This window comes from uncultured Sulfitobacter sp. (assembly GCF_947500075.1).
Classification (GTDB): Bacteria; Pseudomonadota; Alphaproteobacteria; order Rhodobacterales; family Rhodobacteraceae; genus Sulfitobacter.
The window spans coordinates 15003-28233 of record NZ_CANMQS010000016.1 but is presented as its reverse complement, the minus strand read 5'-3'; the positions used below and the strand labels follow the sequence as shown (position 1 = coordinate 28233).

Below are 13231 nucleotides of genomic sequence, written 5' to 3'. Positions count from 1 at the left end.
GGGTGCAACCCACCTTATACCACCCCACAAAACACCAAAGGCCGCAGCACAAAAGCTGCGGCCTTTTGCGTCATCAGGTGGGGTGACCCCCACCCTACATGCGCGCCAAAGACGCCCGCACCTCTGGAAGCCGCTGCACAAACGCTTATATACCCTGTATGATGCGTCACATGATCTTACTCCGCCCGCTCGCCCTCCTGTTTGTACTGCTGTTGCCATCGGTTGGCCTTACGGCTGAGGCGGCGCGATTTGTCGGGACCTTTGTCGGTCAGGCGGAATTCATGAGCGACGGCGAATTGCGCCGTCGGGACATGAGCACCACCATCGAAGAGGCCAAGGATGGCTTCATGTTGAGCTGGACATCGGTGACCTACAAGGACGATGGCCGCACGACGGAAAAGACCTACAGCATCGAATTCACCCCCAGCGAGCGCCCCGGCATCTACCAATCCGCGATGGCGCAGAACCTTTTTGGTCAATCCCGCCCGCTGGACCCGCTGAAAGGCGAACCCTTTGTCTGGGCGCGTTTTGAAGGGGACGTGATGTCTGTCTTCTCGCTCTTCATCAATGAAACCGGGAATTACGAGGTGCAGGAGTTTCATCGTACCCTTGTAGAGCAAGGCCTTGATCTGGTGTTCCTGCGCATCCGCAATGGCGTTGTGGAGCGGGAGATCAAAACCTTGCTGGTCCGTCAGGAGTAGCGCATCGCCCTACACTGTTTCGTGACCGCCCACCTCTTTCATGGAACGGCGGGGCCACCGCGGCTAGGCTGCTGACAGATTGCCCGAAAGGTCTTTGTCATGCGGTCCATTTCCGCCTTCGTCATTTCGCTGTTCTGTGCCCCGGCAATCGCCGGTGCCACTGTCATTGACGGTGAAATCCTGCGTCAGACCGGGGACGGCAGGTTCATCAAGCTGGACAGCTCTGAGCGTTTCTCCGTCGGGTTTGATACCTTTGATACGCCCCATCTATATGCGTTTGACGAAGATCAGAACATCACGCTTGAAGCGCCCATTCGGGTTGATATCGGGGGTGAGATGGGGCTCATCCCGCAGGGCACGGTGGTGGCAAGCCATTATGTGTTTTTTGACAGCCTGTCAGGTATCCATCAAGGATATGTCTACTTTGACGCGCCGATATTGGGCGTGGCGGCGTATCAGGACACCATGGCGGCAACGGACTTTCTGGCGAACACCGCAGTCACCTATATCGGGACGGAACTGCGCGGGCTGGAAGAGGGCGATTATGTCTGGATCGATACGGAAGACCCCCATCGTCTTTGGGTCTACTGGGCCGGGTCTTCCCCCGGTGACTACATCCGGGTTTTCACAGAGAAATCCGCCGCCGCAGAGATGATGTGACCGCCGCGCTCAGGAGGCGTCCCTGGCGAGGGGTTCCGGTGTTTCATCCATGAAGAAGGCCGCGTGTTCATCCCATTCTGCCGCCATGCGCCGCAGGTCGAAGCCGAACCGGCGCTTGAAGTACCGCGTGGGACGTGCGTGGTGGAATTTGAAGGACTTTGTTCGGCGCGCAAAGCTGGCCAAGTGGCTGTCGTTGTCGTGATGTGCGCCGCGGATGAACATCGGCGTCTCGTTCCACGTCATCGCTGGCATGTGATGCCAGATTTGCAGATGGTTGAAGTCAAAGAGTGACCTTTTGCTGTCAGGTTGCAGGAACACCATCTGTCCCGGCGCCCAGAACCGCATGGACACCGGATTGATCTCAATGCCCTTTGCCGAGGTCTGCATGATGAAGCCCCGGCAGAAATCGATGCCCAGACGTCCGCTTTCCTCGAAAAAGCTGCGCATTTTGACAAATATCTCACGGGTGCGCGCGATGAAGTCGATGGCAACCGCATCGTCATCATCCAGCCTGTATTGCGCTGTGGCGACACAATCGGGCGACACATGGCTCTGGATCAGGGTGCGGCAAACCTCCAGCATGTCCTCGCCCTCGGGCCAGAAGACCGGTTTGATCTGGGGAACGGTTTCCAGCAGGGCGAGGATTTTGCTGCGCCAGGGATCGGGCAGTTGGTCACCCATCAGGAACAGATGGGTGAAATCGGGGTCCGTCTGCGCTCTCAGGCACGGCAGCAGCACGTGTTCCAGCAAAAAGACACGGTGATCCAGCCGGTGCGGCGCGTAGAGCTGTGCGCGCAAGGCGTCCAGATCGCTGCCCTCGCGGCGAAACCCTTCCTGACCACAAGGGTAGGACCATCGGGTCACCCCGAGGGCTTGAATCTTGTCTGCGTTCATTAAGTCTGCCTGATCTTGTTGCTGTGTTTCACCCAGCTTAAGTAGACCGTAATCAAGCATATTTCGTAAAGAAAGGCGACGTGGCGATCTTTGCGTGGAGTGTTGCCGAGTTGCGCGCGATGCTCTGTTCATTTGTGATGTCGCGCCCTAAAAGCGCCTGTGTGCAATACTGGACATGTCATGCCCAAACCTGTCGATTTTCCGCGCCCTGATCTGGCCCATCCGGTTGTGCTGCCTGATGGCAGCACGCATCCGGGAACAGTGTTCCTGAAACCTGCGATCTGCCACAGCCAGATCGAGGTCGGGGTCTACACCTATGCCAGCGCTTTTGACCCGCCCGAGGATTGGGCGGCGCGGCTGGCGCCCTACCTGTTTGAGTTCAGTCCCGAGCGGTTGGTGATTGGCAAGTTTTGCCAGATCGCGGATGGGGTGCAGTTCATCACCGCATCGGCCAACCATCGGTATGATGGCATTTCCAGCTATCCGTTTGCGATCTTTGGCGGTGGTGGACGGGAGGGGCGGCCCTCCATGCCGGGGCAGGGGCCGGATACGGTCATTGGCAATGATGTCTGGATCGGGCAGGGCGCGCGCATTCTTCCCGGTGCACACTTGGGCAACGGTGTGATCGTCGGTGCCGGTGCTGTGGTGGGCGGGCAGGTCCCGGCCTTCAGCATTGTGGCAGGCAACCCCGCGACGGTGGTGCGAATGCGGTTCGACGCGGCGGATGTCAAAACGCTTGAGGACATCGCCTGGTGGGATTGGTCGATTGAGACGATCCTGGCCCATGAGGCAGAGATTGCAGGCGGTCATGTGGCCGCGCTTCAGCACGTGGCCACGGGCAATGAACGCTAGGCCGTGCTGCTGAGGGTGCGTTCTTTCCCGGTTCCGCACGCTCTGGCTTTTGCTCAAGTTGGCGCTGGTGGATGGAGCCTTCGGGCGTAAGCCGTGCAGCGGACCACAAAAGCCGTAGGACGGGCCCTCTGACAGGCCGCGCGGGACCTGTGACCGCCAGATCCGCGCAGTGCCCCATGGTATGCTGAAAAATCTCGGGTTCTCCTGCCCGCATGCTGCATCCGCGAAGAGCGGCGAAAGTTGCTGGAATATCAACGGAGGCGCGCAATGCTGCATGTGCAAAGGGTCGTAATTGTATACCGTTGTCTACCGTTAAGTCATTAAAAACATTTGATTTTTTCTGAAACTGCTTCATTTTTTGTCCAACGAATGCGGGAGGACGAAAATGGATCAGGTGAATTTGGGCGCATGGATCGACCGGAGCGAAACAACGCTTGGCGGGATTTCACAGCAGAAGTCCGAATTGATCCACGCCGTTCTGGGACAGCGCGGAACTGCTGCACCCCAAGTGACGGCGCGATTGCCGCATCTGTGGCATTGGTATGCTTTCCCGCCGGCCGTGGCGATGGAAGAACTGGGCGAGGATGGGCATCCCAGACTGGGCGATTTCATGCCGCCCGTAAGGCTGAACCGCCGTATGTGGGCAGGGGGCAGCCTTGAGTTTCTCGCACCATTGCATGTCGGGGAAACACTGACGAAACGGTCGCGGATTGCCGACATTCAGGAGAAATCGGCAAAGTCCGGTGAGATGGTGCTGATCAGTCTGGATCATGAGATCAGCGGATCCGACGGTCTGGCCATTCGCGAGCGGCAGGACATCGTCTATATGGAAATGCCTGACAGTTACCGCGCGCCGAAGGCGATCCCGGCACCTGCTGAAACGGATCTGAGCGAGGACATCGCGGTGAGCACGCCGCTGCTGTTCCGGTATTCGTCCATCACCTTCAATGCGCACCGCATCCATTACGACCTCACCTACACGCGGGAGGTTGAACACTATCCTGATCTGGTGGTGCATGGACCGTTACAGGCCAATCTGCTGATGGACATGGCCACGCGCCATCGGGGCCACGCGCCCTCGGTGTTATCTTATCGGGGGGTGCATCCGGCCTTCGCCAGCGATCAGATCACGACTGTGGCCACGAAGCAAAGTGCCGCCGAATGGTCCCTGTCGACAGTCGCAAACGGCGCACATCAGTGCATGCAAGCCAACGCCATGTGGGAGATTTAAAAGATGACACAGGTTCTCAAAGGGATGCGCATCGTTGAAGGGTCGGCATTTGTTGCTGTGCCGCTTGCGGGAATGACCCTGGCGCAGATGGGCGCGGATGTGATCCGTTTTGACCGCATCGGTGGGGGTCTGGATGCAGGCCGTTGGCCGGTGGCGCCATCCGGGCAAAGCCTGTTCTGGGCCGGGATGAACAAGGGCAAACGCTCCATCGCGGTGGATATGAAATCGCCCGAGGGCAAAGAGCTGATCACCCGGATCATCACCGCGCCGGGAGAGGATGCAGGTATGTTCCTGACAAACCTGCGTGTGCGGGGCTGGATGGACCATGAAACGCTGAGCCAGCATCGCCGCGACCTGATCATGGTCACCCTGATGGGAGATCGCCACGGTCGGCCGCAGGTCGACTATACTGTGAACCCGGCGCTTGGGATTCCCGACATCACCGGGCCGGAAGGGCATGACGGCCCCGTGGCCAATGCCTTGCCGGCATGGGACCTGGTGGCCGGGAATATGGTGGTATCAGCTCTGCTCGCGGCAGAGCGGCATCGCCTGCGCACCGGGCAGGGTCAGGATGTGGAACTGTCGCTGAAGGATGTGGCTGCGGCAACGCTGGGCCATCTGGGCATGATCGGCGATGCCGTGGTCAACGATGCGCCACGCGCCAAGGCGGGCAATGCGCTTTATGGTGCCTATGGTCAGGACTTCGTCTGTGCAGACGGCAAACGGATCATGGTCATCGGCCTGACGGCGCGCCAGTGGGCGGGGTTGGTCAAAGTGACCGGCACCGGACCGCAGATGGCGGCGCTGGCAGAGGCGAGCGGGCTGGACCTGAAGGATGAAGGTGTCCGATGGACCCTGCGCCATCAAATCACCGATGTGCTGAAGCCCTGGTTTGCCGGGCAGACATCACACCGGATCGCGACGCTATTTGATGAGGCGGGGGTGACATGGTCGCAGTTCCGCACGGTCAAGGAAGCGGTTGCTGAGGATGCAGACCTCAGCCCTGCCAACCCGATGTTTGAAAAACTGCACCAGCCAGGTCTTGGGACATTCCCTGTTCCCGGCTCTCCGATGACGTTTTCAGGCTATCCACGCAAGGCACCCGCGCAGGCGCCTGCTCTTGGTGCGCACACCGAAGAGATCCTCGGAGACCTGATCGGCATGACGGACACGGAAATCTCCCGGCTGTTCGATACCGGCATTGTGCAAAGTCCAAACTATGCGGTGGGACGTTCCGCCGCCTGACCGGGGACTAGGGTCTGTTGACATTCATCACAGTTCACCAGCGCGAGACAGATTTTGCCTCCAGTGCGCTGATTTGACCGCAGCGATGCGGGTCATCGGTAGGGCAAATCTGCGACGCTGGGGGCAAAATCTGCCGCGCCGCGAAGCGGTTTCGCCGAAATTGCCCAGGGCGTCGTCACGTGAGCTTGAAATAACCCGTTATTGCTGCGCTCCCGTTCCTAGACCTGAGCAATTTCGGACTGAAACTGGTGAATTGTGCTGAATGTCAACAGACCCTAGAATGCGGCGCCTACGCCGCTTCCACATTCAGATAGCCACTGGCCACGCGGCTTAACTGGCGCACGCCTTCGTTGATTTCGGTGAGCTGTTTCTTGAGAACCCGCGCGTCTTCCTCAAGTTCAAGGCGGTTCGCGAAGGCGACGATACAGCTATACCCTGTGACGGTGTAGTGAACGATCCGTTGGTACTTCATGATGATCATGGTGTCGCGCGTGGCATCGTCGCTGAACTCAGCATCAAGAGCCTGAAACTGCATTTCCGTGATCAGCGCCCTGACACCTTTGCAGTCGACGCCAACCGCGTCGATGCGGTGCAGCTCGCAGATTGAGCGCAGTTTCTCCATCCCGTCCCCGAACCCTTTCGCCCCAGTGACCAGCAGATCTTTCAGCTCCTCGTTGGAGGCGGCATCGGCAAGCTTGGCAGCAGCATCCATGGATTGTTGGCAAGCACTGTAGAGATCTTGAAGCTGGTGGTGGTAAAGCCGGTTGAGGTTATAGAGGGTCACTGACTTGGGCCTTTCTGCGGTGCAGCGCGCGTTGGTTTTTTGTTTATCGCGTTTCCCCTGTCCCCTGTTCCGGCAGTGCCGGGTAAATTTGGAGAACGGGTTTTATGGCCCTTGATTACAGGACCAATTGCGAATACTCCGTGTGTCGGCAGAGGGGTTTAGCTCAGTTGGTAGAGCATCGGTCTCCAAAACCGAGGGTCGTGGGTTCGAGTCCCTCAGCCCCTGCCAGCTCCCCTCATATGGTTTGTGTTTTTGCGCAGTAAAGTGCGACGTTTGCGCACGTCTCGCCCTATTTTCGCCTCTTTTTTGCCCCGGAATGGCCGCAAGCGAAGTGTACACGGGGGCGGCACCTGGGAAAGAGACGATGATGAGCGAAAACGCGAGACATAGTGACGCCAGAGTGGATGAAACATCTGCTGTGGGGCCTGAGATCAACCCAGCCGTAGAAGACGCACCACTGGATGCGGAATCGATGGCGGCGATCCGGTCAATGCTGGAGGACGACGCGCCCGCCGCTGAACCCGAACCCGCACCCCGCCCGCAGGAGGCGATGCCGGCAGAACCGATTGCCACGGCAATGCCTGCTTCCAAGGGGGAAAAACGGGATCGGCTGCCACCGATCTCCGCTGCGCCTGAACCCACAGCAAAGCCGAAAAAGCCTCAAAAGGCGCCCCGTGCGCCGGGCAGGATGTCAAAGCTTGCCGCTCCCTATGTTGCGCGCGTCAAAGGTTACCGCCCGACGCCAAAGCACATGATCATCGCCGCGCTGGCGCTGCTTGTATTCTTCCGCCCCTGGCTGGTCGTTGGCATCGTGTTGCTGAGCTTGCTGATCTTCGTGGGGGTCTTCCTGATCCTTGGGTATGACGGTTTCTGGCAGCGCGGTATGGCCGTTGCGCGTTGGTACGCAGGCCGCAATCCTGAGCGGGCTGCCGAGATGCACATCCGGCTTGATCGGTTCGCGATGAAGTGGGACGCGGTGCTGGACAGGTTTCCCGACGGCACGGTTGATGGCCTGTACCTGCCTGATTTTCAGGAGATCGCCGCCGCCGAAGAGCGGCATGAGGCTGCTCTGGACCGTCGGCTGAAAGACATACGTGAAAACAAGGCGGATTCATTGCAGGCTTGAACTGGGATGCGGCAACGTCTAAGTCAGCCTTAACTTAGCAAGGAACGCAACATGGCCACCGTCAATCCGCTCCAGTTTATCCAGCAGGTCCGCGCCGAAGTGGCGAAGGTTGTCTGGCCGACCCGGCGTGAGGTGATGCTGACCACCGTGATGGTTTTCATCCTTGCCGCACTGACGGCCGTGTTCTTTGCCATTGTGGATATTCTGATCCGCGGTGGGCTGAACAGCATTCTGGGCATGTTCGGCTGAACGCCATTGGCGTGTCGGCATTTGCGGATATAATCGCTTGAAGTCAGCGCCGCCGCGCGCTACTCCGCAGTCCTGATCTGATTGGGCGCGCGAAGAATCAACTTGCGCGCCGCTTTTTTATTCAGATGGGCCGGGGCACCCCGGTGTGAACAACGGACTGATGGCAACAGACAGCCATCCAAAGCAGAGGCTCAGGTAGACATGGCAAAACGGTGGTATTCAGTCAGCGTCCTGTCCAATTTCGAGAAGAAGATTGCGGAACAGATCCGCACATCTGCCGAAGAGCACGGGCTGGAAGAACAGATCGACGAAGTGCTGGTCCCCACTGAAGAGGTGATCGAGGTGCGTCGCGGCAAGAAAGTCACGACAGAACGGCGTTTCATGCCCGGCTACGTGCTGGTCCACATGGAGATGTCCGATCAGGGCTATCACCTGATCAACTCCATCAATCGCGTCACCGGTTTTCTGGGCCCGCAAGGCCGCCCGATGCCGATGCGCGATGCCGAAGTGCAGGCCATCCTTGGCCGTGTGCAGGAAGGCGAAGACGCGCCACGCACGCTGATCCACTTTGAAGTGGGTGAGAAGGTCAAAGTTGCCGATGGTCCGTTTGAAGACTTCGACGGTATGATCGAAGAAGTGGATGACGAGAACCAGCGCCTGAAGGTTTCCGTGTCGATCTTTGGCCGTGAGACACCGGTTGAGCTTGAGTATACGCAGGTCAGCAAGCAAGGCTGATCCGGCAGACTGCGCTGCGCGAAAACGCGCGCGCCGATGCCATGTTCGATTGGCAGGCCGGGCAGGGTGCTCTAAGTGGCATTCATGCTTTTGAGACTTGCCAAGACACCCTGTAGTATCGCCATTCTGTTTGCTTTCCTGCTTTGCCTGAGCACGCCGATTTCTGCTGAGACGGCAGCTGAGCGTCAGGTGGCGGAGGTCATCACAGACATCGAAACAACGCTGGATGCGCGCGTTGGCGTCTTGATCGTTGATACAGCAGCGGGCTGGTCCTGGGGGCATCGTCAAGACGAACGGTTTCTTATGGCCAGCGTGTTCAAATCTGTCTTGTGCGGAGCCATCCTGGACCGTTTGGATCAGGGCACGCTTGCGCTTGAGGAAGGTATCGAGATCCATTCGAAAGACATACTCACTTACGCGCCTGTCACGAAGGAGCATGTCAGCGAGACGATTTCGATTGGTGCGCTCTGTCTTGCCGCGCTGGACTGGAGCGACAACACCGCCGCCAACCTCCTGATCGCGCGGCTGGGCGGTGTCGGGGGTGTCATGTCATATCTTGCAGATGTCGGGGATGACGTGACCCGCCTCGACCGGGTGGAGCCTGATCTGAATAGGTTTGTGCCGGGCGATTACCGCGATACCACATCACCCACTGCGATCCTGTCTACCTGGGAAGCAATGTTGCTGGGCGACGGGTTGGCGCCTTTGTCACGCGCACAGCTTGCCGAATGGATGCGCCATGGCGCTGTGACCGGCGCGCTGATCCGCTCCAGCGTGCCAAAGGGCTGGGATGTGGTGGACAAGTCCGGTGGCGGGCGTCATCACACCCGCAACGTTGTGGCCATGATCACGCCGCCCATGGGCACGCCTTATCTGGTGGCGATCTTCGTTTCTGACACTCCTGCCAGCTGGGACAAACGAAATGCGGCGGTTGCACGCATCGGGGCGGCCGTGATGGAGGTCATCGGGCAGCGCATTCAATAGGGCAATGGGTCAATCCACAGGGGCATCCGTGCAATCCATCCTTGCAATGGCAGCCATCCCCCTATAACGAACGCCAGTCGCCTGAGAGGGCGATTCATCTTTGTGGGAGGCGCGCGCATCGCGATGTGCAGACCAGACCACACAACATAGACCTCAAGGGACGCGTCCCGAGAGCGTTGGAAAAGGAGAAGGCCAATGGCCAAGAAACTCGTCGGTACGATGAAGTTGCAGATCAAGGCGGGGCAAGCCAACCCGTCCCCACCTGTCGGCCCTGCATTGGGTCAGCGCGGCATCAACATCATGGAATTCTGCAAGGCGTTCAACGCCAAGACCGCAGACATGGAGCCCGGTGCGCCGTGCCCCACCGTGATCAGCTACTTTCAGGACAAGTCCTTCACGATGGACATCAAGACGCCACCTGCGTCCTACTACCTGAAGAAAGCCGCCAAGGTGAATTCCGGTGCGAAAACGCCATCGCGCGAAACCGTTGGTTCCGTGACCACCAAGCAACTGCGCGAGATCGCGGAAGCGAAGATGGTGGACCTGTCCGCGAATGACGTGGATCAGGCGATGAAGATCATTCTGGGCTCTGCGAAGTCCATGGGCATCGAGGTAAAGTAAGATGGCAAAACTCGGAAAACGTACCACTGCCGCCCGCGAAGCATTCGCAGGCAAGGCAGATATGACCGTCGAAGAAGCGGTGAAGCTGATCAAAGCGAACTCCAAGGTCAAGTTCGATGAGACCATCGAAATCGCGATGAACCTCGGTGTTGACCCCCGTCACGCAGACCAGATGGTCCGTGGTGTGGTCGGCCTGCCAAACGGCACCGGCAAGACCATGCGCGTGGCTGTCTTTGCCCGTGGCCCCAAGGCTGAAGAAGCCCAGGCGGCTGGCGCAGACATTGTTGGCGCAGAAGACCTGATGGAAACCGTCCAGGGCGGCACCATTGAGTTTGATCGCTGCATCGCCACACCAGACATGATGCCCATCGTGGGTCGTCTGGGTAAGGTGCTGGGCCCGCGCAACCTGATGCCAAACCCCAAAGTGGGCACGGTGACCATGGATGTGGCGGACGCCGTTAAGGCCGCCAAAGGCGGTGAAGTGCAGTTCAAGGCCGAAAAGGGCGGTGTCGTCCACGCGGGCGTTGGCAAACTGTCCTTTGACGAAGCCAAACTGGTAGAGAACGTGCGCGCCTTTGTCGGTGCAGTTGCCAAGGCCAAGCCATCCGGCACCAAAGGCACCTACATGAAGAAGATCAACCTGAGCTCCACCATGGGCCCCGGTGTCTCCGTGGCTGTTGAGGATGCGGTCAGCGAATAATCACGTCCCCGCGCTGCTGCGTTGTGGTGCAGGTGCGACACTTGATCGGAAAGGCGGGCCGTACTGGTCCGCCTTTTTGCTATTTGACCGCCCGCCCGTCAGATTTGGCCACGCAGAAGGAGAGGGCGATTGAGCAGCACACCACAGCATCAGGGCGGGTCCTTCCTGACCGTTGGCTGCGTGTTGCGGGAGAGCCTGCCGGTCACGCTGCATTTCGTCAGCTGGTATCTGCGCGAAGGCGCGGACCGGATCATTCTGTCCTTCGATGATCCCGATGACGCCGCGATCGCGATCCTGAAAGACCATCCGAATGTGGACTGCATCCCCTGTACGGAAGCGTTCTGGCAGAGCATTGGCATAAACCCGGCAGTGCGTTTCGCCCGCAGGCAAAACCTTGTGATGAGCCATTTCTACAAGCTGCAAAGCGCGGGTTGGTTTTTCTATGTGGATGGCGATGAGTTGCTGCACCTCAAAGGCCGGACCTTGCGCGCAGAGCTGGAAGCCACCCCAAAGGACATCCGTTCGGTCACGTTTCAGCCCGCGGAGCACATTCAAAGCCCCGAGGTGCCCGGTGCGGCGCAGTTCCGACTGGCGATGTCGCGGCCAGAGGTGCGGCGGGTCTATGGCCCGCAGGCCGGGTTGATGCAGAAACGGCAGGGGTTGAGCGGGCATACAATCGGCAAGACGGCGAACCGCGCTGGGCAAACCGGGCTGACCATGCGCCAGCACTTCATGCAGCACCCCGACGGGACGGTTGTGATGGACCGGGTGCTGGGTCCGGCGGAGGGCGCCTATCTGCTGCACTTCTTTGACCAGGGCTATGACATCTGGCGCGCCAAACTGCCTTGGCGGCTGGCGTCGAGCGGCTTTCCCGGACGCATCAAGGTGGTGCTGAATGAGATGCTGGCGCTGGAGGATCCCGAACCGGCATTGCGGGCGCTGTATGATCAGATGCACGTTTTTGACAATGCGCGGCTGGCGGAACTGGCGGATTGTGGCGCATGCCTTGCCTTGGATATGGACCGCGAGGCACTGATCAGGCAGTATTTTCCGGCACATGTGGACGCTCTGCACACGGCTGTGCGCTATGCAGAGGATCCCTCCTGACAGCAGCATTATGCCTTTTTGCCTGAAAACAAGGGGAGAGGGGTTGGAAATTCCTTTGCAAAGGCGTAATTGGCCCACAGGTAGTCAGAGCGCGATTCGTCGCGCTCTTATTGCTTTTCGTCCGAGACGGTGGGTGCCTTTGATTTGAAGGGCATAATTCCTGCCTGAGACGGGAAATGGAATTTATTTCTTCGGACTGGTTTCACACCATCCGCGGCGATGCGTCCGGCCCCCGTAAGGACCCGATTGTCGGGACCTGATCCCGGCAGAACTGAGCCGGAGGGGCAACCCTCCCTTACTGGAGTGAAACTGTGGATAGAGCACAAAAAGAACAGTTGGTCGACGAGCTCGGCCAGATCTTTGAAAGCTCTGGCGTGGTTGTGGTTTCCCACTACACCGGTTTGACAGTTGCAGAAATGCAGGACCTTCGCGCACGTGCGCGTGACGCGGGTGGTGCTGTGCGTGTTGCAAAAAACAGGCTCGCCAAGATTGCCCTTGAGGGAAAGCCATGCGCAAGCATTGCTGACCTTCTGACGGGTATGACCGTTCTGACCTATTCCGAGGATCCTGTGGCTGCGGCCAAGGTTGCTCAGGAATTCTCCAAGGAAAACCCGAAGCTGGTGATCCTTGGCGGTTCCATGGGGGAGAACGCACTGGATGTCGCTGGCGTTGAAGCCGTGTCCAAGATGCCTTCGCGGGAGGAGCTTATCTCCACCATCGCGGGCATGCTGGGCGCACCTGCTTCCAACATCGCTGGGTCCATTGGCGCACCTGCAAGCAATATCGCATCCATCTTGTCCACGATCGAGGACAAGGCGGCTTAAGCGTAATCGTCAAACTGGCGGGTGGTTGATTGCACGCGTTGGAACACACATATCGTTAACGGAAAGAGCTAAACATGGCTGATCTGAAGAAACTGGCAGAAGAGATCGTTGGTCTTACCCTGCTTGAAGCACAAGAACTGAAAACAATCCTCAAGGACGAATACGGCATCGAGCCCGCCGCTGGCGGCGCTGTGATGATGGCGGGTCCTGCTGACGGTGGCGGTGCCGCTGCTGAGGAGAAAACCGAATTTGACGTCGTTCTCAAGAACGCAGGCGCCTCCAAGATCAACGTGATCAAGGAAGTGCGCGGCATCACCGGTCTGGGCCTGAAAGAAGCCAAGGACCTGGTCGAAGCCGGCGGCAAGATCAAAGAAGGCGTGGACAAAGCCGAAGCAGAAGACGTCAAAGCGAAGCTGGAAGCAGCTGGCGCGGAAGTCGAGCTGGCGTAAGGCGGTGGGTTGTTCCCACCCTACGTAGGGTGGGTGGAACCCACGCGTGCGCGCGAAAAACATGGCTGG

Annotated in this window: 16 protein-coding genes and 1 tRNA gene; 15 read left to right on the top strand and 2 right to left on the bottom strand. The window is 58.9% G+C overall.

What is annotated here, in order from left to right; translation table 11 throughout:
* Positions 1–170 precede the first annotated feature (170 nt).
* Both Q1A91_RS23410 and Q1A91_RS23405 read left to right on the top strand, forming a co-directional pair.
* The gene (locus tag Q1A91_RS23410) at positions 171–701 is read left to right on the top strand and encodes a hypothetical protein (protein ID WP_299883255.1); all 531 of its coding nucleotides are present in this window, start codon (positions 171–173) and stop codon (positions 699–701) included.
* Positions 702–800: 99 nt separating this feature from the next.
* Positions 801–1361, top strand: a complete 561-nt coding sequence (locus tag Q1A91_RS23405; protein WP_299883252.1) for a hypothetical protein — start codon at positions 801–803, stop codon at positions 1359–1361.
* Positions 1362–1370: 9 nt separating this feature from the next.
* Here Q1A91_RS23405 and Q1A91_RS23400 read toward each other — a convergent pair whose 3' ends face one another.
* Complete coding sequence (locus Q1A91_RS23400) at positions 1371–2255, bottom strand: glycosyltransferase (RefSeq protein WP_299883249.1); 885 nt, start codon at positions 2253–2255, stop codon at positions 1371–1373.
* Between the two features lie 180 nt (positions 2256–2435).
* Here Q1A91_RS23400 and Q1A91_RS23395 point away from each other — a divergent pair, with 180 nt between their 5' ends.
* The 3 genes from Q1A91_RS23395 to Q1A91_RS23385 all read left to right on the top strand — a co-directional run bounded on the left by Q1A91_RS23395 (position 2436) and on the right by Q1A91_RS23385 (position 5583).
* Positions 2436–3107 carry a CatB-related O-acetyltransferase gene (locus Q1A91_RS23395; protein WP_299883244.1) on the top strand — a complete coding sequence of 224 codons (672 nt, stop codon included), beginning with the start codon at positions 2436–2438 and terminating at the stop codon, positions 3105–3107.
* Positions 3108–3492: 385 nt separating this feature from the next.
* Complete coding sequence (locus Q1A91_RS23390) at positions 3493–4338, top strand: MaoC family dehydratase N-terminal domain-containing protein (protein ID WP_299883241.1); 846 nt, start codon at positions 3493–3495, stop codon at positions 4336–4338.
* A 3-nt stretch (positions 4339–4341) separates the two neighbouring features.
* Positions 4342–5583, top strand: a complete 1242-nt coding sequence (locus Q1A91_RS23385) for a CoA transferase (protein WP_299883238.1) — start codon at positions 4342–4344, stop codon at positions 5581–5583.
* Between the two features lie 289 nt (positions 5584–5872).
* Here Q1A91_RS23385 and Q1A91_RS23380 read toward each other — a convergent pair whose 3' ends face one another.
* Complete coding sequence (locus tag Q1A91_RS23380; RefSeq protein ID WP_299883235.1) at positions 5873–6367, bottom strand: DUF892 family protein; 495 nt, start codon at positions 6365–6367, stop codon at positions 5873–5875.
* 152 nt (positions 6368–6519) lie between these two features.
* On the opposite strand from Q1A91_RS23380, the gene Q1A91_RS23375 reads away from it, so the two are divergent.
* From Q1A91_RS23375 to rplL, 10 genes are all read left to right on the top strand, one after another.
* Positions 6520–6595: transfer RNA gene (locus Q1A91_RS23375), tRNA-Trp, on the top strand.
* Between the two features lie 139 nt (positions 6596–6734).
* A complete protein-coding gene (locus Q1A91_RS23370) occupies positions 6735–7493 on the top strand; it encodes a hypothetical protein (RefSeq protein ID WP_299883232.1) in 759 nt (252 codons plus the stop codon).
* A 51-nt stretch (positions 7494–7544) separates the two neighbouring features.
* Positions 7545–7742: a preprotein translocase subunit SecE gene (secE, locus tag Q1A91_RS23365; protein ID WP_299883229.1), complete on the top strand. Its 198-nt coding sequence runs from the start codon at positions 7545–7547 to the stop codon at positions 7740–7742.
* Positions 7743–7943: 201 nt separating this feature from the next.
* On the top strand, positions 7944–8477 hold the full coding sequence (gene nusG, locus Q1A91_RS23360; RefSeq protein ID WP_299883227.1) for a transcription termination/antitermination protein NusG: 534 nt from the start codon (positions 7944–7946) through the stop codon (positions 8475–8477).
* A gap of 84 nt (positions 8478–8561) precedes the next feature.
* Positions 8562–9461, top strand: a complete 900-nt coding sequence (bla, locus tag Q1A91_RS23355) for a class A beta-lactamase (RefSeq protein WP_299883224.1) — start codon at positions 8562–8564, stop codon at positions 9459–9461.
* A gap of 195 nt (positions 9462–9656) precedes the next feature.
* Positions 9657–10082 carry a 50S ribosomal protein L11 gene (gene rplK / locus Q1A91_RS23350; protein WP_299883221.1) on the top strand — a complete coding sequence of 142 codons (426 nt, stop codon included), beginning with the start codon at positions 9657–9659 and terminating at the stop codon, positions 10080–10082.
* 1 nt (position 10083) lies between these two features.
* Positions 10084–10782 carry a 50S ribosomal protein L1 gene (rplA, locus tag Q1A91_RS23345; RefSeq protein WP_299883218.1) on the top strand — a complete coding sequence of 233 codons (699 nt, stop codon included), beginning with the start codon at positions 10084–10086 and terminating at the stop codon, positions 10780–10782.
* Positions 10783–10911: 129 nt separating this feature from the next.
* Positions 10912–11889, top strand: coding sequence for a glycosyltransferase family 2 protein (locus tag Q1A91_RS23340; RefSeq protein WP_299883215.1), 978 nt, complete (start codon positions 10912–10914; stop codon positions 11887–11889).
* A 311-nt stretch (positions 11890–12200) separates the two neighbouring features.
* Positions 12201–12713, top strand: coding sequence for a 50S ribosomal protein L10 (gene rplJ, locus Q1A91_RS23335; RefSeq protein ID WP_299883213.1), 513 nt, complete (start codon positions 12201–12203; stop codon positions 12711–12713).
* Between the two features lie 74 nt (positions 12714–12787).
* Positions 12788–13162, top strand: a complete 375-nt coding sequence (gene rplL / locus Q1A91_RS23330; RefSeq protein WP_299883210.1) for a 50S ribosomal protein L7/L12 — start codon at positions 12788–12790, stop codon at positions 13160–13162.
* Positions 13163–13231 lie beyond the last annotated feature (69 nt).

Coding starts and splice junctions, on each gene's coding strand:
- Q1A91_RS23410 (WP_299883255.1), top strand. CDS start 171: ATGATCTTACTCCGCCCGCTCGCCCTCCTGTTTGTACTGCTGTTGCCA.
- Q1A91_RS23405 (WP_299883252.1), top strand. CDS start 801: ATGCGGTCCATTTCCGCCTTCGTCATTTCGCTGTTCTGTGCCCCGGCA.
- Q1A91_RS23400 (WP_299883249.1), bottom strand. CDS start 2,255: ATGAACGCAGACAAGATTCAAGCCCTCGGGGTGACCCGATGGTCCTAC.
- Q1A91_RS23395 (WP_299883244.1), top strand. CDS start 2,436: ATGCCCAAACCTGTCGATTTTCCGCGCCCTGATCTGGCCCATCCGGTT.
- Q1A91_RS23390 (WP_299883241.1), top strand. CDS start 3,493: ATGGATCAGGTGAATTTGGGCGCATGGATCGACCGGAGCGAAACAACG.
- Q1A91_RS23385 (WP_299883238.1), top strand. CDS start 4,342: ATGACACAGGTTCTCAAAGGGATGCGCATCGTTGAAGGGTCGGCATTT.
- Q1A91_RS23370 (WP_299883232.1), top strand. CDS start 6,735: ATGAGCGAAAACGCGAGACATAGTGACGCCAGAGTGGATGAAACATCT.
- secE (WP_299883229.1), top strand. CDS start 7,545: ATGGCCACCGTCAATCCGCTCCAGTTTATCCAGCAGGTCCGCGCCGAA.
- nusG (WP_299883227.1), top strand. CDS start 7,944: ATGGCAAAACGGTGGTATTCAGTCAGCGTCCTGTCCAATTTCGAGAAG.
- bla (WP_299883224.1), top strand. CDS start 8,562: ATGCTTTTGAGACTTGCCAAGACACCCTGTAGTATCGCCATTCTGTTT.
- rplK (WP_299883221.1), top strand. CDS start 9,657: ATGGCCAAGAAACTCGTCGGTACGATGAAGTTGCAGATCAAGGCGGGG.
- rplA (WP_299883218.1), top strand. CDS start 10,084: ATGGCAAAACTCGGAAAACGTACCACTGCCGCCCGCGAAGCATTCGCA.
- rplL (WP_299883210.1), top strand. CDS start 12,788: ATGGCTGATCTGAAGAAACTGGCAGAAGAGATCGTTGGTCTTACCCTG.